General features: G+C 71.3%; 17 protein-coding genes. 7 read left to right on the top strand and 10 right to left on the bottom strand.

The genetic code is table 11. From position 1 onward, the window contains the following. From VFE05_07690 to hisF, 7 genes are all read left to right on the top strand, one after another. On the top strand, positions 1–951 hold a 951-nt coding region (locus VFE05_07690), incomplete at its 5' end, for a HAMP domain-containing sensor histidine kinase (GenBank protein HET6229933.1). A gap of 284 nt (positions 952–1,235) precedes the next feature. Beyond that, a complete protein-coding gene (locus VFE05_07685; protein HET6229932.1) occupies positions 1,236–2,531 on the top strand; it encodes an adenylosuccinate synthase in 1,296 nt (431 codons plus the stop codon). Positions 2,532–2,599: 68 nt separating this feature from the next. After that, positions 2,600–3,730 (top strand): histidinol-phosphate transaminase, encoded by a 1,131-nt coding sequence (gene hisC / locus VFE05_07680; GenBank protein ID HET6229931.1) that lies wholly within the window; start codon positions 2,600–2,602, stop codon positions 3,728–3,730. Positions 3,731–3,732: 2 nt separating this feature from the next. Next, positions 3,733–4,329: an imidazoleglycerol-phosphate dehydratase HisB gene (gene hisB / locus VFE05_07675; GenBank protein ID HET6229930.1), complete on the top strand. Its 597-nt coding sequence runs from the start codon at positions 3,733–3,735 to the stop codon at positions 4,327–4,329. Positions 4,330–4,499: 170 nt separating this feature from the next. Next, a complete protein-coding gene (hisH, locus tag VFE05_07670; GenBank protein HET6229929.1) occupies positions 4,500–5,129 on the top strand; it encodes an imidazole glycerol phosphate synthase subunit HisH in 630 nt (209 codons plus the stop codon). Positions 5,130–5,282: 153 nt separating this feature from the next. Further along, the gene (gene dapF, locus VFE05_07665; protein ID HET6229928.1) at positions 5,283–6,164 is read left to right on the top strand and encodes a diaminopimelate epimerase; all 882 of its coding nucleotides are present in this window, start codon (positions 5,283–5,285) and stop codon (positions 6,162–6,164) included. Further along, complete coding sequence (hisF, locus tag VFE05_07660) at positions 6,155–6,931, top strand: imidazole glycerol phosphate synthase subunit HisF (protein ID HET6229927.1); 777 nt, start codon at positions 6,155–6,157, stop codon at positions 6,929–6,931. Before dapF ends, hisF begins: the two co-directional genes overlap by 10 nt. A gap of 200 nt (positions 6,932–7,131) precedes the next feature. Here hisF and VFE05_07655 read toward each other — a convergent pair whose 3' ends face one another. From VFE05_07655 to VFE05_07610, 10 genes are all read right to left on the bottom strand, one after another. Then, entirely contained in the window at positions 7,132–8,610 is a 1,479-nt protein-coding gene (locus VFE05_07655; protein HET6229926.1) for a pyridoxal-dependent decarboxylase, read from the bottom strand. Positions 8,611–8,806: 196 nt separating this feature from the next. After that, positions 8,807–9,337 carry a methylated-DNA--[protein]-cysteine S-methyltransferase gene (locus VFE05_07650; protein HET6229925.1) on the bottom strand — a complete coding sequence of 177 codons (531 nt, stop codon included), beginning with the start codon at positions 9,335–9,337 and terminating at the stop codon, positions 8,807–8,809. Then, positions 9,334–10,773, bottom strand: coding sequence for an Ada metal-binding domain-containing protein (locus VFE05_07645; protein HET6229924.1), 1,440 nt, complete (start codon positions 10,771–10,773; stop codon positions 9,334–9,336). Before VFE05_07645 ends, VFE05_07650 begins: the two co-directional genes overlap by 4 nt. Before the next feature lie 359 nt (positions 10,774–11,132). Then, on the bottom strand, positions 11,133–12,782 hold the full coding sequence (locus VFE05_07640; GenBank protein ID HET6229923.1) for a D-aminoacylase: 1,650 nt from the start codon (positions 12,780–12,782) through the stop codon (positions 11,133–11,135). Between the two features lie 302 nt (positions 12,783–13,084). Then, positions 13,085–13,537, bottom strand: coding sequence for a DUF1801 domain-containing protein (locus VFE05_07635; GenBank protein ID HET6229922.1), 453 nt, complete (start codon positions 13,535–13,537; stop codon positions 13,085–13,087). A 150-nt stretch (positions 13,538–13,687) separates the two neighbouring features. Further along, positions 13,688–14,617: a BadF/BadG/BcrA/BcrD ATPase family protein gene (locus VFE05_07630; GenBank protein ID HET6229921.1), complete on the bottom strand. Its 930-nt coding sequence runs from the start codon at positions 14,615–14,617 to the stop codon at positions 13,688–13,690. Beyond that, entirely contained in the window at positions 14,614–16,545 is a 1,932-nt protein-coding gene (gene nagB / locus VFE05_07625) for a glucosamine-6-phosphate deaminase (protein HET6229920.1), read from the bottom strand. The genes VFE05_07630 and nagB overlap by 4 nt, the downstream gene beginning before the upstream one ends. 479 nt (positions 16,546–17,024) lie before the next feature. Further along, complete coding sequence (locus tag VFE05_07620) at positions 17,025–18,425, bottom strand: mercuric reductase (GenBank protein HET6229919.1); 1,401 nt, start codon at positions 18,423–18,425, stop codon at positions 17,025–17,027. Positions 18,426–18,574: 149 nt separating this feature from the next. After that, positions 18,575–19,867 carry a serine hydrolase gene (locus tag VFE05_07615; GenBank protein HET6229918.1) on the bottom strand — a complete coding sequence of 431 codons (1,293 nt, stop codon included), beginning with the start codon at positions 19,865–19,867 and terminating at the stop codon, positions 18,575–18,577. Between the two features lie 190 nt (positions 19,868–20,057). Further along, a partial coding sequence (locus VFE05_07610; GenBank protein ID HET6229917.1) for a glycoside hydrolase family 3 N-terminal domain-containing protein occupies positions 20,058–21,431 on the bottom strand: 1,374 nt, incomplete at its 5' end.

The raw sequence follows: 21,431 nt of genomic DNA, 5'->3' as shown, positions 1-21,431 counted from the left end.
GGCGGCGAGACCACGGCCGTGGTCTCCATCATCCACGACCTGACCGAGACGGCCGAGAACCAGCGCCTGGCCGACGAGCTGTCGCGGGTGAACGAGGGGCTGGAGGGCCGCATCCGCGCCGCCACCGCCGAGCTGGAGGAGCGCAACCGCAAGCTGGAGTGGCAGAGCCGCGAGATCGAGCGCGCGTACCGGCTCAAGAGCGAGTTCCTGGCCAGCATGAGCCACGAGCTGCGCACGCCCATCAACGCGCTGCTGGGCTACACCACGCTCATGCGCGACCGGATCTACGGCGACCTCACCGAGAAGCAGGCCGACTCGCTGGACCGGATGTACGGCGCCAGCACGCACCTGCTGGAGCTGGTGAACGACATCCTGGACCTGGCCCGCATCGAGGCCGGCAAGATGCCGCTGCACCTGGAGCGCGTGGAGCTGGCCGACGTGGTGCGCGAGATCTCCGAGACGGTGGAGCCCATGGTGCGCTCCCGCCAGCTCGCCTTCGCGGTGGAGCTGGAAGAGGGCCTGCCGCCCATGGAGACCGACCGCACCCGCGTGAAGCAGATCCTGCTCAACCTCCTCTCCAACGCCGTCAAGTTCACGCACGAGGGCGAGGTGCGCGTACGCGCCCACGCGGCGCGCGGTGGCGTGGAGGTGCAGGTGTGCGACACCGGCATCGGGATCGACGCCACGGACCTGGACGGCATCTTCGAGGACTTCCGCCAGGCCGACCAGTCGTCCACGCGCGAGTACGGCGGCACGGGCCTGGGCCTCTCCATCGTCAAGAAGCTCCTGGGCCTCCTGGGCGGCACCATCCGCGTCACCTCGGAGCTGGGCAAGGGCAGCACCTTCACCGCCTGGCTCCCGCTGCGCAGCCGCGAGCTGAAGGGCGACGAGATGGCGCGCGCCCTCAAGGCCGACTCCGTCGTCCAGCGCGGCCCCGCCCCCGAAGCCTGAAATCTCCACGATCGGAAGGCTTTTCCTCGTCTCCATCCGATGGATTTCCACCGCCGGACGCCGTAGAAGCCAGCGCTGCCGTGGACCAGGCTCCCCTCCCCCAGGCAGTTTTGGGGGAGGGGCTGGGGGAGGGGGCCACCGCTGTTGACACCATCCGCACCCACGTCTACATTCCGCCCAGGATGCGTGAACGGCGGTCCCACCATGAGCATGGCGGGGCCGCGTTTTTGTGTGCGGACGGGCCGCGCCGCACCCTATCGAAGAAGACACGGGCGAAGACCGAGATGAGCGAGAAGCACCGGTGCGTGGTGATCGTCGGCTCCCAGTGGGGCGATGAGGGCAAGGGCAAGATCGTGGACGTGCTGGCCGAGAAGGTAGACGTGGTCGCCCGCTACCAGGGCGGCGCCAACGCCGGCCACACCGTGCACGTGGGCGACGAGGAGTTCATCCTCCGCCAGATCCCCTCGGGCATCCTGCATCCGTCACGGCGCTGCTACCTGGGCAACGGCGTGGTCTTCGACCCGGCGCAGTTCTTCGAGGAGCTGGACGCGCTGCGCACTCGCGGCATCGACGCCGAGGGGCGGCTGGGCGTGTCGCTGCGCGCGCATCTCCTGCTCTCGTACCACAAGCTGCTGGACCGCGCGGACGAGGCGGGTCGCGGCGAAGGGAAGATCGGCACCACCGGGCGCGGCATCGGGCCGGCGTACGAGGACAAGGTCGCGCGCGTAGGCATCCGCGTGGCCGACCTGCGCGACGCCGCCCGCACCGAGGCGCTGCTCCGCGCGGCGGCCCAGCGCGTGAACAAGCGGCTGCGCTTCATGGAATCTACCGACACGGTGGATGCGGACGCCCTGGTGGCCGAGGTGCTGGGCTTTCGCGACCGGTTGCTGCGCATGGCGGTGGAGACGGGCCGCCTGCTGGACGAGGCGATCGCCGGCGGAAAGACGGTGCTGCTGGAGGGCGCCCAGGGCGCGCTGCTGGACGTGGACCACGGGACGTATCCGTACGTGACCTCGTCCAACACCACGGCGGGCGGCGCAGCGCTGGGCGTGGGCATCGGGCCCACGCGGGTGGACGCAGTGGTGGGCGTGGTGAAGGCGTACACGACGCGCGTGGGCTCGGGACCGCTGCCGACCGAGTTCATGGACGAGCTCCAGGACCGCATCCGCGAGCTGGGCGGCGAGTACGGCGCGGTCACCGGCCGCCCGCGCCGCTGCGGCTGGTTCGACGCTGCGGTCGTGCGCTACTCCGCCCGCGTGAACGGGCTTACCGGCCTGGCGGTCACGAAGCTGGACGTGCTCGACACGCTCGACGAGGTGAAGATCGCCACCGGCTACAAGGTGGATGGCGAGCTGCTGGTGGACTTCCCCGCCGACCTGGCGGAGCTGGACGCGGCGGAGCCCGTGTACGAGACGATGCCCGGCTGGCGGACTTCGACTGCGGATGCGCGGAGCTGGGACGAGCTGCCGGAGAACGCGCGGACATACCTGGAGCGGCTGAGCGAGCTTACGAAGGTGCCGATCTGGTACGTCTCCGTCGGCACGCGCCGAGACCAGATCATCCACGTCGGGCGCGACTGAGGACGGATCGGCCGCTACGCCAGGGACGGCGGAGCGGCGCGCACGAACAGAGCTGAAGTGGCGGACCGTTGAGCCAGAGCCCATCTACCGAAACCCCAGCGCCCGACCGCTCGCCGGCCGAGGCGCTGGCGCACGTAAAGGCCTCGGTGCGCGCGATGAGCGCGTACACGCTGCACCCGTACGAGCCGCGCATCAAGCTCAACCAGAACGAGAGCCCGTACGACGTTCCGGACGAGATCAAGCGCCGCATCGCCGAGCGGCTGGCTGACCGGCCGTGGAACCGCTACCCGCCGTTCGTCGCCCAGAGCTTCATCGACGCGGTGGCGGAGGCGACGGGCTGGCCGGCGGATGGCATCCTGGTCGCCAACGGCTCCAACGAGCTGATCCAGTCCATCCTCGCCGTCGTCGTCGCCCCCGGCGTCAGCGTCGTCGTCCCCGAGCCGACGTTCACGCTCTACCGGCTGATGACGGAGGTGAACGGCGGCACCGTCGTGTCCGTGCCGCTGGACGCGGAGCTGCGCTTCGACGTGGACGCCATCGTGCGTGCCGCGAACGAATCTTCCGCCGCGGTGGTCGTCCTCTGCACGCCCAACAACCCGACCGGCTCCGCGCTCACGCGCGAGGAGATCGAGCGGGTGCACAACGAGACGGGCGCGCTCATCCTGCTCGACCAGGCGTACGTGGAGTTCGGCGGATACGACGGCATTCCGCTCCTCGCCGGCCGTCCCCGCCTGGTCGTCCTCCGCACGTTCAGCAAGGCGATGGCGCTGGCCGGCCTGCGCGCGGGCTACCTGCTGGCCGATCCCGCCCTGGCGACGGAGATCGAGAAAGCCAAGCTGCCGTACAACATCAACTTCTTCAGCGAGGTCGCCGCGGCGGAGGTGCTGGCCGGACGCGCGCTGCTGGAGCCGCAGCAGGATGCCATCCGCAGCGAGCGGGACCGGCTTTTTCGGGAGATGCGGGAGATTCCCGGCCTGCACGTGTACGCCAGCGCGGCCAACTTCCTGCTCTTCCGTGTGGACTCGCCGCGCATCTCGCACACCGAGCTGTTCCGGCGGCTGCTGGACGAGCACGGGATCCTGGTGCGCGACGTGTCGAGGTACCCCATGCTGGAAGGCTGCCTGCGGGTCAATGCGGGGACGCCGGACGAGGACGACCAGTTCCTCGCCGCGCTCCGCACCACCATGAGCGAGGGGTGACGATGGCCCGCACGGCCGCGCGGACGCGGAAGACGCGCGAGACGGAGATCACCGTCCGCATCGACCTGGACGGCGGCGGCGCGGCGGACGTGCGGACCGGCGTCGGCTTCTTCGACCACATGCTGGACGCGCTGGCCCGCCACGGCGGCTTCGACCTGTCCGTCGAGTGCAAGGGCGACCTGCACATCGACGCGCACCACACGGTGGAGGACGTGGGGATCGTCCTGGGCGGCGCGTTCCTGGAGGCGCTGGGAGACAAGCGCGGGATCGCGCGGTACGCGGACGCGACGGTGCCGCTGGACGAGGCGCTGGTGCGCGCGGTGGTGGACGTCTCGGGCCGGCCGTTCATCCACTTCTGCGTGCCGCTCCCCGTGGACCAGGCGCGCATCGGCGACTTCGACGCCGCCCTCTCGGCCGAGTTCTGGCGGGCGTTCGCGATGGAGGCTCGCGTGACCATGCACCTGGACGGCATCCGCGGCGACAACGCGCACCACGTGGTCGAAGCCACCTTCAAGGCGGCCGCCCGCGCACTGGATGCAGCGACGAGAATCGATCCGCGGCGGGGGAACGAGGTTCCGTCGACGAAGGGGACGTTGTAGATGGATGCCCCCTCCCGCTCGCTTGGGCTCGCACCCTCCCCCGCAAGCGGGAGAGGGTTGGGGGTCCGGTGCGTACCTGATGGTTGGTGGACCGCGGGAGCTTCGGGGTTAGTCCGCGCAGGCGGACTTCGCGCAGTCGTTGCTGCGGTTTCAACCGCCAGATGCCGCGCATGAGCACCCGGCCGCGCATCACCCTGCTGGACTACGGCGCGGGGAACGTGCGCTCCGTCGCGAAAGCGTTCGAGCACGAGGGGGCCGACGTGCATCTCACCGCCGACCCGGCAGAGGCGCGCGCGGCGGACCGCTTGGTGCTCCCCGGCCAGGGGCACTTCGGGCAGTGCATGACACGCCTGGAGGAGAGCGGCCTGGCCGACGCCGTGCGCGAAGTGGTGGCCGATGGCCGCCCGTTCCTCGGCATCTGCGTGGGCATGCAGCTACTGTACGAGGGCAGCGAAGAGGCGCCGGGCGTCCGCGGTCTCGGCCTCCTCCCCGGCATGGTCGAGAAGCTGCGGACGGACCTGCCGCTGCCGCACGTGGGCTGGAACTCCGTGGAGTTCATCCGCCACGCCGAAGCCGATCCCGTGCTGGCGGGCATCGCGGGGCCGGAGCCGCGCTGGTTCTACCACGTCCACAGCTTCGCCGTCCAGCGCAGCGACGGCGCGGACGTGCTGGGACGCTGCACCTACGAGGTGCCCTTCGCCTCCATCGTGGGGCGCGGCAACGTGTGGGGCATCCAGTTCCACCCCGAGAAGAGCCAGGAAGACGGTCTCCGCATCCTCGGCAACTTCTCACGCCTCTGATATGACGTTGCGGGCGATGGGGAAAAGCATCGCACGCGGAGAGCGCGGAGAACAACTTTTCTCCTCATGCAGTTCTCCGCGTCCTCCGCGGCTCCGCGTGAGCCACTGCCGTTCCCGGTTGCCGGCGGTTCGATTCAAGCGAGGTATCGACACATGGAACGACTGACGTTCTTCAAGGGCCACGGGCTGGGTAACGACTACGTGGCGATGGACCTCGACGAGATCGAGCTGTCGCCGCCGGCCGTGCGCCTCATCTGCGACCGGCATACGGGCATCGGCTCGGACGGCATCCTGGGCCGCGTGCCAACCACGGCGGCGGACTTCGGGCTGCGCATCTTCAACCCGGACGGGACGGAGGCGGAGAAGAGCGGCAACGGGCTGCGCATCTTCGCCGCGTTCCTGCTGGACATGGGCGAGGTGGAGGTGGGCCAGGCGTTCAGCGTGGAGACGCCCGGCGGCGTGGTGGGGATGAAGATCCTGCACGTGAGCGACGACGGCGTGATCAGCGTAGAGGCGGAGATGGGCGTCGCATCGTTCCGCAGCGGCGACGTGGGCCTGGGCGGCCCGGACCGCGAGGTCGCCGGCGAGATGCTGGAGCTGGAGGCGGGCGACCGCGTGGAGATCAACACGGTTTCCATCGGCAACCCGCACTGCGTGATCTTCCAGGACGAGGTGGACCCCGACGACCTGCGCCGCCGCGCCCCGCAGATCTGCTCGCACCCGGACTTCGCGCGCGGCACCAACGTACAGTTCGCGCGCTCGGTCGAGTCGGGCGTGGTGGAGGCGTGGGTGTGGGAGCGCGGCGCGGGGGAGACCAGCGCGTCCGGCTCCAGCGCCTGCGCCGTGGCCGCCGCCGCCGTGCGCCGCGGCCTGGTCGCCGAGAGGCAGGTGGAGGTGCGCATGCCCGGCGGCTCGCTGGACGTGGAGGTCCGCGACGACTGGAGCATCCTCCTCCGCGGCCCGGTGGAGGGCGTCTTCTGGGGCGAGGCCACGCCGGGCATGCTCGCCCGCCTGAAGGCGGTCACGTGGCCCTAGCCAAGCGCATCATCCCCTGCCTGGACGTGAAGGACGGGCGGGTGGTGAAGGGCATCCAGTTCGTGGGCCTGCGCGATGCCGGCGACCCGGTGGAGCAGGCGATCCGCTACGATGCCGAGCGCGCGGACGAGCTGGTGTTCCTGGACATCACCGCCACGCACGAGGGCCGCGCCTCCACGCTGGACATGATCCGCCGCACGGCCGATTCGGTCTTCATCCCCTTCACCGTCGGCGGCGGCATCCGCACGGTGGATGACTTCGTGGCGATCCTGGGCGCAGGAGCGGACAAGGTCGCCGTCAACACCGCCGCGCTCGCCGATTCGGAACTCGTGGCGCGCGCGGCGGACCACTTCGGCTCGCAGTGCGTGGTCGTCGCCATCGATGCCCGCCGCGCGGATTCCGAATCGTCGGCGGTCGCGTCCGGGTGGGAGGTCTACACGCACGGCGGCCGCACGGCGACGGGCGTGGACGCGGTGGAGTGGGCCGCGCGCGCGGAATCGCTGGGCGCGGGAGAGATCCTGCTCACGTCGATGGACCGCGACGGCACGCGCGACGGCTACGACCTGCCGCTGCTGGAAGCCGTCTCGCGCGCGGTGCGCATCCCCGTGATCGCGAGCGGCGGCGCGGGCGCGCTGGAGCACCTGGACGCGGCGCTCACCGCCGGGGCGCACGCGGTGCTCGCAGCCTCCATCTTCCACTTCGGCGAGTTCACCCTCGCGGAGGCGCGGCGGTATCTCGCCGCGCGGGGGCATCCGGTGCGCGGATAGCCTCTACCGACCGTGAAAAAGCGCGGCGGCATCGGATTTCGATGCCGCCGCTTCTGTTTTGGGGGAAGAGGAGCTCTCGGGAGATGATCGGCGGGGGATGCGGGAGATTCGGAGATGACTATCACGACGCCTCTCTTCATCCCCAGCACAGACCGCGCGGACGCACATCTCCCACGAACACACGAGCTTCCACCGCACCCTCACCGCCCAGCACTGACCTCCGCGCCGATGCGGAGCACGGCATCCACCAGCGCGTCGAAGTCTTCGCGGCGGCTGCGGTGGTTCACGTTCGCGACGCGGATGGCGAAGCGGCCGTGGATGCGCGTGGACGATGGGACCGCGATGCCCTGCTCCTGGATGCGCAGCAGGATCTCTTCGTTGATGCGGTCCGCGTCGGCGTCGGAAACGCCTTCGGGCGCATAGCGGAAGCAGACGATGTTGAGGCTGATGGGCGCGAGAAGCTCCAGCCCCGGCGTACGCCCGATGAGATCCCCGAGATAGCGCGCCTGCCGCACGTTCTGCTCGATCATGCGGGCGATGGCGCCCACGCCGTGCGCCTTGAACGACATCCACACTTTCAGCGCCTTGAAGCCGCGCGTCAGCTCCACGCCACGCTCGGCGAACGGCAGCCCGCCCGCGATCACGCCGCGCTCGGCGGGCGCGAGGTAGCTGGCCGCCGTGGCGAAGGCGCCGCGGTGCGCCGCCTCGTCGCGCACCAGCACGCAGGCGCACTCGAACGGCAGCGATCCCCATTTGTGCAGGTCGAAGCCCACGGAGTCAGCCTCCTCGATCCCGGCCACCAGCGGGCGCAGGCTCTCGGAGAGCCGCGCCATCGCGCCGAACGCACCGTCCACGTGGAACCACAGCCCTTCGTCGCGGCAGAAGGCGGCGAGGGCGCGCAGGTCGTCCGTCGCGCCGGTGTTCACCGTGCCAGCCGTGCCGACCACGCAGAAGGGGCGATGCCCAGCCTCGCGGTCCGCCCGCACCGCCTCCGCCAGCGCCGCCAGGTCGATGCGGTATTCGGCATCCACCGCGATCGGCCGGAAGGCGCCGCGGCCCATCCCCAGCAGCTCGGTGCCCTTCGTGATCCAGCTGTGGGTCTCGCTCGCGCCGTACACGAGCAGGCGCGGCCGGTCGCCGTGCAGGCCTTCCGCGCGCACATCCCAGCCCGCCTTCGCCTGGCGCGCCACCGCTAGCGCGACGATGCTCGCCATCGTCCCGCCGCTCACCAGGATGCCGCTGGCGGTGCTCGGAAAGCCCATCAGCTCGGCGAGCCAGGCGATCACCTGCTTCTCCACCAGCGCGGGCGCCTGGTTGAAGCCGGCCATGTGCGGGTTCATGGCCGCGGCGAGCATGTCCGCCATCATCCCCATGGGCGTGCCGTTGCCCTGCACCCATCCCCAGAAGCGCGGGTGCAGGTTGCCGTTGGGGTACGGCAGCACGCGCGCGACGAACTCTCCGTACGCCGCTTCCTCGCCCTCGCCGTCCCACGGCAGCGGCTCCGCGAACGAGCCGCGAACATCCGGCGGCATCGGCTGCCACGCGGGCTGGTCGCGCAGTGTGGAAAGGTGGTCCAGCGTGTCGTCCACCATGCGGTGGGCGAGCGCGCGGAAGTCGTCCCAGCTCGCGGGGTCCAGAGTCTCTTCGGGCGTGTCGTCGCGATCCGTCGTATCCGTCATTCTGATCCTCATCAACCGTGGTCGTCTCGAAGCGTCGGACGTGCGTCGCGGACCTGCATCGTCGAACATGCAGCGTCGCCGGTAGATGCACGGCGGGGCACCCGCGGAATGATGCGGATGCCCCGCCATCTGCGCTACGGTAGCGGATCGGCTGCGATGGATCGCACCCACAGTTCCAGCGTTCCTCGCGCTCCGGTCAGGCGACGGCGAGCGTGGGCTGCTCGGCGGGCAGGGCGCCCTCGAGGTGCAGCAGGCCGTGCTTGAGGTCCACGCCGCCCGCATAGCCCGTGAGGGTGCCGTTGGCGCCGATCACGCGGTGGCAGGGCACGATCACGGGGATGGGGTTCGTCGCGTTGGCGCGGCCCACGGCGCGCGAGGCGGCGGGGTTGCCCACGCGGCGCGCCAGCTCGCCGTAGCTGATGGTGGCGCCGTACGGAATGCGCACCAGCTCGGCCCACACGCGCTGCTGGAAATCCGAGCCGCGCGGCGCCAGCGGCAGGTCGAAGTCGCGGCGCTGGCCCGCGAAGTATTCCTCCACCTGCGCGACGACGGCCGCGCATCTGCCGTCGTCCCACTCCACCGCCTCGTTGCGGCGGGCGCCTTCGCGCGCGAGGGACTGCGCGTCGCGGCCGCCCAGGAAAGCGAGGCGGAGCACGCTGCCGGCGTCGTCCACGGCGGCGAGCATGGGGCCGAGCGGGGTCGGGAACTGCTGTGCGTGAATGGTCATGCGGGCTCTCCCAGCGTCATCCAGAGGTGGTGAGTGGCCAGGCTGCGGAACGGGGCGAACGGCTCCATGAGCGCGATCGTCTCGGCCGGGCCGGGGCGGTGGTCCATCCCGAAGAAGCGCATGAGCGCCATGGTGAGGCCGGTGTCGCCCACCGGCACGCAGTCCGCGAACCCGCAGGCGCGCATCATCACGTAGTTCGCGGACCAGGGTCCGATCCCCCGCACCGCCAGCAGCCGCCGCTCCACCTGCGTGGCGGGCTCGTCGGGGAAGCCCTCCACCTGCAGCTCGCCCGTGGCGACCGCGCGGGCGGTGTCGACCACGTACTCCGCCTTGCGCCGCGAATACTGCCGCGCCGTCAGCGTGTCGTAGCCGACCGCCGACACGGCTTGGGGGGATGGATGCGCGAACATCCCCTCGCCCGCGGGCAAGCCGCACGTCTCCACCAGCGCGCGGCGGAGCGCGTACGCGAACGCGAGGTTCACCTGCTGCCCCACGATGGACCACACCAGGCCCTCGAACACGGTGGGCGACTGGGTGATGCGCAGCCCATCGCGGCCGGCGGCCAGGCGCGCGAGCCCGTCCTTCTCCACCCGCCGCTCGAACGGCGCCGGATCGGCGGCGAGGCCCAGCATCCGCACCACCATCCGGTGCGCCTCCCGCACGTCCGCGGGCGAGACGGGAGATGCGGAGCGGACCGCCACGTCCACCGCGCCGCCGCGGAATTCGAGGTGCAGCCGCGCGGGGCCGGACGGGAGCAGTACCGCCTTGACCGCCTCGCTCCCCGCCACGCCCTCGGTGAGGCTGAGGCCGTCGCGGCCCAGCATCCCCAGCGTGTACGAAGCTAGATAATTCTCCGGCAGCGCGAGCGTGAAGCCGGGGCGCTCGCCCAGCCGCCGGTACTCGCCGGGGGTGAGCCCGGTGAGCTTGCGGAAGTTCTCGTGGAAGGCCGAGATGCTTTCGAAGCCGGCGGCGAACGCGACTTCGGTAGATGTGGGCGCAGGATCCCGGAGCAGGCGGCGCGCGGCGGCCACGCGCTCGCGAGCGAGGAAGGCCGCGGGCGTGGTGTGGTGGTGCCGCCGGAAGAGCTCGTGCAGCTTCGTCGCGCCGATGCCGGATGCCGCGACCATGTCGCCCGCGTCCGCGAAGTCCGCGGGGCGCTTCCGCACGTCTGCCGCCAGCGTCTCCAGCAGGTGCAGGTCCGGGTCGTAGTCGCGGTAGAAGTCGTTGGGGCGGCAGCGGCGGCAAGGGCGCAGGCCGGCCCCGCGCGCGTCGTCCTCGCCGGCGAAGAAGCGGACGTTCTCGGGCTTGGGCTTCCGCGCGGTGCAGCTCGGCAAGCAGTAGATGCCCGTCGTCAGCACGCCGGTTATGAACTGGCCGTTTGCCGAGCGGTCGCTGGCGTAGAACCGCTCCATCATGTAGTCGTGCGCGAGTTTCATGGGCTGAAGATAACAGCCCGGACGCCTCTCGTCCTCCGGATTCTTTCGTTGGAATCTCGGCGTGCGGAGCCGAATCGGAAGGAGAGCATCGCGGGGCGGGGAGATCGGCGGGGCCCTCACCCGGCTCGTAAAACTCGCCTGCCCTCCCCCGCAAGCGGGGGAGGGCACTGCTTCCACAAGTGACGCGGCTTCCGTGCTCTACCGATGCGCCCTCGCAGTTGGGCGTTCGGCGGCTCGCGCTGCGCGCTGTGGGGGGTGCGAGTTAAGCGGGGTGGGTGCGCGCGGTGGGGACCTCGTCCGCAGGACGACCGCAGTTCCCAGCCGGGGGTTTCATACCCCCGCCAGGTTCGCGCTCGCGCTCAGCGCACCGGTGTGACGAGGGATGCGGGGACGCGGTGGCGCAGGCCGCGGCCGGGCTTCGCGCCGGTAGGCGTGCCGTTACGGACCACGGGGACGCCGTTGACGATCACGTGACGGATGCCGACGGAGGTCTGCACGGGGTTCTCGAAGGTGGCGCGGTCGCAGACGGTGGCGGGGTCGAAGAGGGTGAGATCGGCGAACATCCCCTGCTTCACCACGCCGCGGTCGTCCAGGCCCACGCGCTGGGCGGGCAGCGCGGTGAACTTGCGCACCGCGTCTTCCAGCGTGATCACGTGCCGCTCGCGCACGTAGCGGCAGAGGATGCGCGGGAACGAGCCGTACGCGCGCGGGTGCGGCATCTCCTTCACGGTGGAATCGGCCGCGCGGGCGCCGGCATCGATGCCCACGCTCACCCACGGCTGCCGCATCGCCAGCTCGATGTCTTCCTCGCTCATGGAGAAGTACGTCGCGCCGGTGGACGAGCTGTCCGCGATCAGCAGGTCCATCAGCGCGTCTGCCACCTCCTGCCCGCGCGCGGCGGCCACCTCGTCCAGCCGCATGCCCTGATAGTGCCGCAGCGAGTCCACCCCCACGTCCGAGATCATCACGCCGTGCGGCCCGCCGCTGCTCGCGCCGATGTTCCAGTCCGTGCCGCCGGTGGTCAGCTCCGCGCGGATGCGGGCGCGCGTCGCGGGATCGCGCATGCGCGCCAAGAGCGAGTCGCGGCCTCCGGCGTGGGCCCAGTTGGGGATGATGGCGTCCAGGTTGGTGCCCGACGCGGCGTAGGGATACTGGTCCGCCGACACGTCGATGCCGCGCGCGCGGGCGGCCTCGATGGCGGCGACCGCATCCCTCATCTTCCCCCAGTTGGGCTTGCCCGACGCCTTGAGGTGGTGGATCTCCACCCACGTGCCCGCCCGCTGGCCGATGGTGACGGCCTCGTTGATGGCCTCCACGAGGTGATCGCCCTCGGAGCGCATGTGCGTGGCGTAGCCGCCGCCGTACGCGCCCGCCACGCGCGCCAGCTCCGCCACCTCGTCGGTCGATGCGAACGAGGCGGGGGCGTAGATGAGGCCCGTGGAGAGGCCCATCGCACCCTGCCGCATGGCGATGGCGATCTGGCCGCGCATGGTGTCCATCTCCACGGGCGTGGCCGGGCGATCCGCGTCGCCCATCGCGTAGCGGCGCACGGAGCCGACGGTGACGAAGGTGCCCAGGTTGATGGCCGTGCCGTGCCGCTCCAGCGAGCGGAAGTAGCCGTCCAGGTCCGTCCAGTCCACCGTGGGCCGCGCGTCGCTGCCCAGCTCGCGCAGGGTGTTGGCGTTCACGGGCACCACGCTGCTCACCTCGCCCGTGATCTCGCTGGTGATGCCCTGCGTGATCTTGGACACGGCGCGCCCGTCGCGCAGCAGCGGGTACTCCGAGTGCCCCAGCATGTCGATGAACCCGGGAGCCACGATCAGCCCCGTCGCGTCGATGGTGTCGCGCGCCTCGGCGCCCGGCATCAGCCCCACCGCGGCGATGCGGTCACCGCGGATCGCCACATCCCCGCGGTACCACGGGCTCCCCGTCCCGTCGATGATGCGCCCGCCGCGGATGAGCAGGTCGTAGACGGGCGAGATGCGCGCAGGCTCGGTCGCGACAGGCACGGACGCCGGCGGGATGCTCGGCGGTGTGCGGGCCATGGACGGCGCGCAGCCGGCGAGGACGGCGGCCGTGGCAGCGAGGAGCTTGCTCGGGACGGACCGGAGGAGCGAGGGCGGCATGGATGCGGGGCTGGTTTGAGGTGGCGGGGAGGGCCCCCTCCCCCAGCCCCTCCCCCAAAACTGCCTGGGGGAGGGGAGCCTGGTTGGGGCGAGTTCCGGGCTTGGGAGCGCGTGGCGAGTTGGGTTGGGGCGTGATGCTTTGATGCTGGGACGGGTTGCCGGGAGTCCGCAATATCACCGCGGCTTCAGGGGCGGCGGCGGGGGCGCTGCTTGGCGGAGATGGACTTGATGAGGAGGCGGCTCGGCTGCGTTTCGTCGAACGGGACGGGGGCGGAGGCGAGGGCGGCGTCCATCAGCGCGCGTACCGGAGGCGAGTCGAGCCGTTCCAGCGGCTGGAGCCTTACGTTGCGCACCACGTTGCCGCTGCCCTGGAGCAGACCGTCTGGGTCCGGCAGGCCGGCGCCCTGGAGGAAGCACAGCGTCACCCAGCCCGGGAAGGCGGCCAGCGAGAAGACGGCGTGCGACGGCTTCTCATCGGGCGAGAAGCCGATCACGAGCGCGTTGTAGTTGTCGTACACCATCTCCACCGCGCCCGGCAGCCGCGCCCGCATCTTCCCGTGTGCCTCGCGGACCTCCTGGGCGACAGCAGGATCGTACTTCGCGAGAAACTCTTCCAGCTGCTCTTCGGGAGATGCCATGCCCGCCTCGACGATGGATCGAACGCCGCAGGGACCCTCCACGACACTATAACCGCTTACGCCCCAAGCAGTTCCCCCTCTCCCGCTTGCGGGGGAGGGGCCGGGGGAGGGGGCACCTTTCCGCAGCGACCCATCTCCCGAACCGCCCATCTATACCGCCGCGACGAGGCCGCGGGCGTAGCGGAGGGACCCGGTGACCGCGTCGGCGACGGGGTCACGGACGGAGAAGGCGAGGCCGGATTCGGTGAGGGCGCGGGTGACGAGGCGGGCGTAGAGCGGGGCGCCCAGCACGCCTCCGTGGAAGACCACCGGGATCTCGCCCGCCCACGGGACCAGCCTCTGCGCGAGGGCGAGCGCGTGCTGCGCCAGCTCGCGTGCCTGCCCTTCCGCCACGCGAAGCGCGACCGCATCTCCCGCGTCCGCGGCGGCGATCACGGCGGTGGCGAGGGCCGCGACGTCGGCCTTCTCCACGCGGCCCACCCACGGGGGAATCGCGCGGGGATCGTCCACACCCATCTCCCGCATCAGCTCCGGCAGCAGGCGCGTCGCCGGTCCGCGTCCGTCGTCCGAGCGCACCGCCGCCGCCAGCGCCGCGCGCCCGATCTGGTACGCGCTTCCCTCGTCGCCGATGATCAGGCCCCATCCCCCGCAGCGCTCCACCCGCCCATCCTCCGCCCGCCCGTAGGCGACGGAGCCGGTGCCCGCCACGAGCAGCACGCCCGCACCGCCGCCCAGCGCACCCTCCAGCGCCGCCTCGCCGTCCGTGACGATCATCACCCGCCGCGCGACACCGGACGCCTCCAGCGCGGCGCGCACCTCTTCACGCTCTGCCGGGTTGCCCACGCCCGCCAAGCCCGCGCACAGCACCTCCGCCGGGCCGTCCAGCCCCGCCTCGTCCACCGCCTCGCGGACGAGCGCCGCCACCACCTCCGCGCTCGCCGTGGGCCGGCGCGGGTCCACCAGGCCGGCGGAGCCCGAGCGGCGGACGATCTCGCGCCCGTCGTCGTCCGCCAGCGCGACAGTGGTGCGCGTGCCGCCGCCGTCCACCCCCGCGAAGTACGCCGCTCCGCCGTCGCTCATGCGGCCGCGCCGGTGCGCATCGCCATGCGGTCGCTCTCGCGTCGCCCGCCCAGCGCGCTGGTGGGCACGTTCTCCGCCTCCAGCGGCCGGCCGTCGCGGCGCACCACGTACGCCTCCATCGCGAAATACTCGGGCAGGCCCAGGCAATCCACCGTCTTCGCCGTCGCCTTGTTGCGGTCCTGCACGCGCTGCCAGAACTCGCGGTCGTCCTGGCCGGGGAAGGGCGCGCTGTCCTTCTGGCTCTGGTGCTTGAAGATCGCCTGGATCTTGATCGCCAGCTCGTCTTCCGAGAGCGGCACCAGCACGTCCGCCTCGGCCACCGGCCATTCCTGCCAGGCGCCGCGGTAGTACCACATGTCCGGCTGCGGCCCCTCGTACTGCTGCAGCGCCAGCTCCACCGCCTCCATGCACATGCGGTGGGTTCCGTGCGGGTCGCTAAGGTCGCCGGCGACGAAGACGATCTCCGGGCGGTGCGTCTCCAGCAGCTTGCGCACGATCTCCACGTCGGCGGGGCCGATGGGGTCCTTGCGCACCTTGCCCGTCTGGTAGAACGGCAGGTTTAGGAAGCATGCCTGGTCGCGCGTCATCCCGAACGTCTCGATGCCGCTCACCGCCTCGGCCTCGCGGATCGTCTTCTTGATCGTCTGCACGGGCGGGATGTCCACCTCGCCCGGCCGCTTGCGGTCCAGGAAGCCTTCGATCTCGTCCGCCAGCCCCGGCACCTTGCCGTCGCCCAGCGCGAAGTCGCGGTCGAGCCGCCGCACGAAATCGAGGTATCGCCGCACCTCGTGGTCGAACACGGCGATGTTGCCGGACGTCTGGTAGGCGACGAGAAGCTCGTTGCCGTTCTGGTGCAGCTTGTTGAGGATGCCGCCCATGGAGATCACGTCGTCGTCCGGGTGCGGGCTGAAGACGACGATGCGCTTGCCCGCGGGCAGCTTGCTCCGGCCGCGGATCTTGGAGATGAGCGCGTTGAACACCTCGCCGTTCAGCGCCCCGGCCGAGCCGGCCTTGGCGAGAAGCGACGAAAGATGGTGCTCGCGGTAGTCCAGCGCGTCCAGCTTCAGCACCGACTTCCCCGTCGTCTCGCTCAGCCAGATCACCGCCTGTAGCTCCAGCTGCCGCGTCCAGCGCACCTCGCCCACCACCCACGGCGTCTTGATGCGCGTGAGCTCCGCGGCGGCGGCGGGGTCCAGGTAGAACGTGGCGTTGGGGTGCTCCTGGAGGTACGTGGCCGCCACGTCGGGGTCCGGCTCGCCCTCCACCGCGCGCTTCACGATCGCCGCCTTGTGCTCGCCGGTGGCGATGAGCGCCACCTCCTTCGCCTCCATGATGGTGGCGACGCCCATGGTGATGGCCTCCGTGGGCACGTTGTCCTCGCCGAAGAAGTCCGCCGCCGCGTCGCGCCGCGTGACCGTGTCGAGCGCGATCAGGCGCGTGCGGCTCTCCACGCCGCTGCCGGGCTCGTTGAAGCCGATGTGGCCCGTCTTGCCGATGCCCAGGATCTGGAAGTCGATGCCGCCCGCGTCGCGGATCGCCTGCTCGTACGCCTCCGTCGCCGCCTCCACCTGCTCGCGCGGCAGGGCGCCCGGCGGGATGTGGATGTTCTGCTCGGGGATGTCGATGTGGTCGAACAGGTTCTCCCGCATGTACCGGTTGTAGCTGTGGATGCTGCCCGGGTCCATCGGGTAGTACTCGTCCAGGTTGAACGTCACCACGTTGGCGAAGCTGAACCCCTGCTCGTGGTGCAGCCGGATCAGCTCGCGGTACACGCCGATGGGCGTGCTGCCCGTCGCCAGGCCCAGCACCGCCGGCCGTCCCTGCGCGTTCCTCTCGCGCACGATGGCGGCGATGCGCTCCGCGAGCGTGCGGGCGATCTGGTCGTATTCCACGATGACGACGGGTACGCGCTCGCGCGTCTGGGCCATGTCTGCTTCACCTCGTCAGGATTCGTAGCGATGCGGAATCGGCCCCCAAGGCTGCACGCTCCGGGCCATCGGCACACTTTCCCGCCCCGCCCCGGGCCAACATCGCCGACCTGGCGGCGAGCTCTCCGACCGGCCGCAACCCCTCAGTTGTAGGGCTGCGATTCATCGCATCCGCAACTTCAGCCTGCCTCTGATCTGCCGGCACCGCGCATCCTTCGCCGCGTCCAACGGCGGTAGGACAGGCAGAAGATGCGCTCGCCTCTGTGTTTCCGGAGATGTGATGCACGGCATCTCGCACATCTTCGATGACGGTCGGCCGATGCGCATCCCACGATGATGCGGGTGGAGATGCGCGGGGTTGGATGAAGGACGGTAGATGCACGGCTGCACATTAATCCGGCGCGCGCCCGGCCGTCACGGCAGATGCGCGGCTGGCGATGGCGGGCAGACGTGCGGGGTATGCGCATCTCCCGACGCGGTCAGCTCAGCTTGTAGCGCGGCAGGCGCATGACGAGGGACTGGACGCCCTCCGCGAAGGTGGGGTGCACGAACTCCGCGTCGACGATGGCGCGGGCGGAGGTGCCGGACTGCATCAGCGGCACGAATGCGTGCAGCAGCTCACCCGCCTCCGCACCGACGATGGTCACGCCAAGGATGCGCTCCGTCTGTGGATCGAGCAGCAGCTTCATCATCCCCGCGGACCGACCCGTCTCCCAGGCTCGTGCGATGGCGGAGAACGGCATCGTCGCAAGCTCGTACGCCACGCCGTCCTTCCTCGCGTCCGTCTCGGAAAGTCCGGCGCGCGCGACCTGCGGGTCGGTGAAGACGGCGTACGGGATCGTTCTCCCGGCGGCCGTGCGTCTTCCGGTGCCTTGCAGCAGGTCGAAGAGGATGCGCCCGTCGTCCCAGGCCGTGTGCGTGAACTGTGGGCCGCCGGTCACGTCGCCCACCGCGTACACACCCTCGGCAGACGTGGCGAAGCGATCGTCCACCTCGATGGCCCCGCGCTCGGTCAGGCGGATGCCGGCCGCTTCACAGCCCAGGTCGTCCGTGTTCGGCTTCCGCCCCACGGCCACGAGAAGGTGGCTGCCCTCCATCTCCCGTCCGTCCTCCAACCGCAGACGCACGCCCGCTCCGTCGCGCGCCACTGACTTCGCGCTCGCCCCCAGCACCATCTCGATGCCCTCCGCGCCAAACGCGTCCTGCACCGCCTCTGACACGTCCGCATCTTCGCGGTCCAGCAGGTGCGCCGCCGAGCCGACGATGGTCACGCGCGAGCCGAAGCGGCGGAACATCTGCGCGAACTCGCAGCCCACGTAGCCGCCGCCGAGAACCAGGAGGTGCACGGGAAGCTCCGTCAGCTCCATCACGCGCCGGTTGTCCAGCCACGGCACGCCATCCAGCCCGTCCAGCGGCGGCACGGCCGGCCGCGCGCCGGTGTTGACGATCACCGTCTCCGCGCGGTAGGTCGCGCCGCCCATCTCCACCTGCCGCTCGCCCGTGAAGCGCGCGTGGGCGCGAACGAGCGTCAGCCGCTCGCCCGCGCCCGCAATGCTCTTCTCCACGCTCGCGCGCCACTCGTGCACCATCGCGTCCTTGCGCGCCACTACGCGCGACAGGTCCACTCGCACCTCGCCCACGTCCACGCCCAGGCTGGCGGCGCGGCGCGCGTCGTGGGCGGCCTGCGCGCTCGCCATCATCGTCTTCGTGGGCGTGCAGCCGTAGTTCACGCACGTGCCGCCGGGCTGGTCGCGCTCCGCCAGCACCACGCGCTTCCCGTCCCGCGCCAGCCGCGTCGCCAGCGGCACCCCCGCCTGCCCCGACCCGATCACGATCACGTCCACGTCCATCTGCACGCTCCGGCTGGTGATTGACGCCACGATGCCGAGCTTCGCAAAACATCCCGAGCAGCCCCGAGTGGATGGACCGCGCGCCCGAACTGCGCCGCAGCGCCCACATCTCCCTCCCGCCAAGCACTTCCGCAGTACGTCCCCTCTCCCACGCAGTTTGTGGGAGAGGGTGGCGGCTCTCAGGCCGCCGGGTGAGGGCCCCTCACGGATGCGGCCACCACCCGCCGCGCTTCCCAGTCCACCAGAGGCGCGTCCAGGATGGCCCGCTGCACGGCGTCCGCCACGGCGCGGCGGAGGGCGACGTGCTTCTGGTTCTCGGAAGTCGGGTTCACGCGGTTGGTCAGGAGGACCACGAACAGCCCGCGCTCGGGATCGATCCAGATGGACGTGCCCGTGTAGCCCGTGTGCCCGAAGCTGCGCGGCCCGAAGTACCGCCCCGCGCTCGACCGGTCCGACGGCGTGTCCCACCCGATCGCGCGGCTGCTGCCCGGCCCCTGCGGCGACGTCCACCGCGCCAGCGTCTCCGGGCGGACGATGCGCACGCCGCCGTACTCGCCGCCGTTCAGCACCATCTGCGCGAACGCCGCCATGTCGCGGGCGGACGAGAAGAGGCCCGCGTGCCCCGCGACCCCGCCCATCGCAAAAGCGTTCGGGTCGTGCACGGCGCCCCAGATCAGGCCGCCGCGGTCCGCCGCCACCTCCGTCGCGGCTATGCGCGGGCGCAGCGACGGGTCCGGGTTGTAGCGCGAGTCGCGCATGCCCAGCGGCGCGAACAGCCGCTCGCCGACGAAGGCGTCTAGCGTCTGCCCCGTCAGCCGTTCCACGACGAGCTGCGTGAGGATGAGGTCCCAGTCGCTGTAGACCATCTTCGTGCCGGGCGCGTACGCCAGCGGCCGGGCGTTGATCTGCGCCAGGTACTGCTCGCGGCCGCGATACGTGGTGTACAGCGGCGCCCCGGCCTCGAACCCCCCGCGGTGCGTGAGGATCTGGCGGACGGTGATGGACTGCTTGGCCGAGTCCGCCAGTTCCGGCAGATACGCGTGCACCGGTGCGTCCAGGTCCAGCCGCCCCGCCTCTTCCAGCATCATCGCCGCGGTCGTGGTCGCGACCACCTTGCTCACCGACGCCATGTCGAAGAGCGTGCTGTCGTTCACCTCTGCCGAGCCGGGCGCCCAATCCACCGCTCCGTAGCCCTTGAGATGCACGAGCCGCCCCCACCGTCCCACGGCGATGGAGATGCCAGACGCCGCGCGGTCGGCGATGGCCGCCCGCGCGATGGAATCCAGCTCCACCGTCAGCCCGTCGTACATCCCCGCATCGTGCGGGCGCGCGGGAATGAGCCACGACGCCATCTGCATCGGCGGGGGCCGCAGCGCCGGCTCGGGCTCCGGCGGGGAGATGAGGCCCGGTATGCATCCGCCGAGCAGCGTAGCGACGGCGATGACGGATGCCGCGCATCTAACGTTCGCCATGTTCATCCGGTGTCTCGGTTCAGGGCGGAAGCGCCCCCTCCCGCTCGCTTGGGCTCGCACCCTCCCCCGCAAGCGGGAGAGGGTTGTTGATTCGGCGCGCTTCGGAAGATTCGGCGCGGCGGAAGGTCAGGGGTTAGTCCCCGCAGGGGGACTTTGCGCAGTCGTTGCCGCGGTTTCAACCGCCAGAGGCTCACTGCACCACATCCCGCCGCAGCCCCGTGCCGATCGGGAAGAGCGGCGGGAGGGAGACGGGGAGACGGCCGGTGATGGGCGCGCGGCCCAGGAGCGCGTCGGCGGCGGCGCGCTGGCAGACTTCCTCGCGGCCCCAGGCGAGCAGGTACGCGGGCACGCTCGGGAAGGCGGAGACCAGGTACGGGCTGCCGAACGAGACGGCGATCACCGGCGCCCCGCCGGCAGCCAGGCGCTCCACGAAGCCGGAGAAGCCCTCCGCCGCGTCCACCGAGCCGCGGTACTGGCGCGGCGCCACGTACGCGGAGACGATCACGACCTCGGCAGATGCGGCGCGGCGGGCGAGGTCCGCGTACTCCGCGGAGGAGGTGCGGCCGTCCACGCGCACCGACTCGACCGCACGCTCGGGACCTGCCAGCGCCTCGTCGAACGCGCGGCCGGCGGTGAGGCTGCCCGCGTCGGCGTAGGTGATGGAGAGCACGCGCCGCGCCGTGCGGGAGATGGGAACCAGCCCGCGGCCGTCGCGCGCCAGGGTGATGGAGCGCGCCGCGACCTCCGCCGCCAGCCGCTCGTGGGCCTCGATGCCGACCACGCCCGGGATAGCGCGCGGATCGACCTCGCGACGCTGCGCAAGTCCAGCGCGCTCCTTCGCCGCGAGGATGCGGCGGACGGAGGCGTCGATGCGCGATTCGGAGATGCGGCCGGAGCGGACCGCGGCCTCCACGGCGGTGACGGCGGCGCGAGGGTCGTCCGGCTGGAGCAGGATGTCGGCGCCCGCCTCGATCGCCAGCACGGTCGCGTCCGCCTGGCTGAAGCGGCGGGTGAGGCCGCCCATGTTCATCGCGTCGGTGAAGACGATGCCGCGGAAGCCCATCTCCCCGCGCAGGATGCCGGTGACGATGCGCGGCGACAGCGACGCCGGCCGCCCGTCTTCCGGGTCGATGGCGGGCACGGCGATGTGGCCCACCAACACCGCGTCCAGCCCCGCCGCCACGCCCGCCCGGAACGGCACCAGCTCCACCGAGTCCAGCCGCGCCCTGCTGGCGCGGATGAGCGGCAGGCCGATGTGCGAGTCCGTGGCCGCGTCGCCGTGGCCGGGGAAGTGCTTTCCCGCGGCCAGCATCCCGCCCGCGTGCAGCCCCCGCACGTACGCCGCCCCGAAGCGCGCCACCGCCGCCGGGTCCTCGCCGAACGAGCGCGTGTTGATGATGGGGTTCGCCGGGTTGGAGTTCACGTCCAGCACGGGCGCCAGGTTCAGCGTCACGCCGGCCGCCCGCCCCTCCACCGCGATCACGCGCCCCACCTCGTACGCCAGCGAGTCCGAGCCCGTGGCCGCCAGCGCCATCACCGGCGGGAAGTCGGTCCCGCCGCCCTG

Source organism: Longimicrobiaceae bacterium, assembly GCA_035696245.1.
GTDB lineage: Bacteria > Gemmatimonadota > Gemmatimonadetes > Longimicrobiales > Longimicrobiaceae > DASRQW01.
Note: the sequence above shows the minus strand (reverse complement) of the source record. Positions and strands in the feature narration are given on the sequence as shown.

Bases quoted from the DNA above. Each gene is read 5' to 3' on its own strand.
- VFE05_07685 (HET6229932.1), top strand. From the start codon at position 1,236: ATGAGCGAGAAGCACCGGTGCGTGGTGATCGTCGGCTCCCAGTGGGGC.
- hisB (HET6229930.1), top strand. From the start codon at position 3,733: ATGGCCCGCACGGCCGCGCGGACGCGGAAGACGCGCGAGACGGAGATC.
- hisH (HET6229929.1), top strand. From the start codon at position 4,500: ATGAGCACCCGGCCGCGCATCACCCTGCTGGACTACGGCGCGGGGAAC.
- dapF (HET6229928.1), top strand. From the start codon at position 5,283: ATGGAACGACTGACGTTCTTCAAGGGCCACGGGCTGGGTAACGACTAC.
- VFE05_07655 (HET6229926.1), bottom strand. From the start codon at position 8,610: ATGACGGATACGACGGATCGCGACGACACGCCCGAAGAGACTCTGGAC.
- VFE05_07650 (HET6229925.1), bottom strand. From the start codon at position 9,337: ATGACCATTCACGCACAGCAGTTCCCGACCCCGCTCGGCCCCATGCTC.
- VFE05_07645 (HET6229924.1), bottom strand. From the start codon at position 10,773: ATGAAACTCGCGCACGACTACATGATGGAGCGGTTCTACGCCAGCGAC.
- VFE05_07635 (HET6229922.1), bottom strand. From the start codon at position 13,537: ATGGCATCTCCCGAAGAGCAGCTGGAAGAGTTTCTCGCGAAGTACGAT.
- VFE05_07630 (HET6229921.1), bottom strand. From the start codon at position 14,617: ATGAGCGACGGCGGAGCGGCGTACTTCGCGGGGGTGGACGGCGGCGGC.
- nagB (HET6229920.1), bottom strand. From the start codon at position 16,545: ATGGCCCAGACGCGCGAGCGCGTACCCGTCGTCATCGTGGAATACGAC.
- VFE05_07615 (HET6229918.1), bottom strand. From the start codon at position 19,867: ATGGCGAACGTTAGATGCGCGGCATCCGTCATCGCCGTCGCTACGCTG.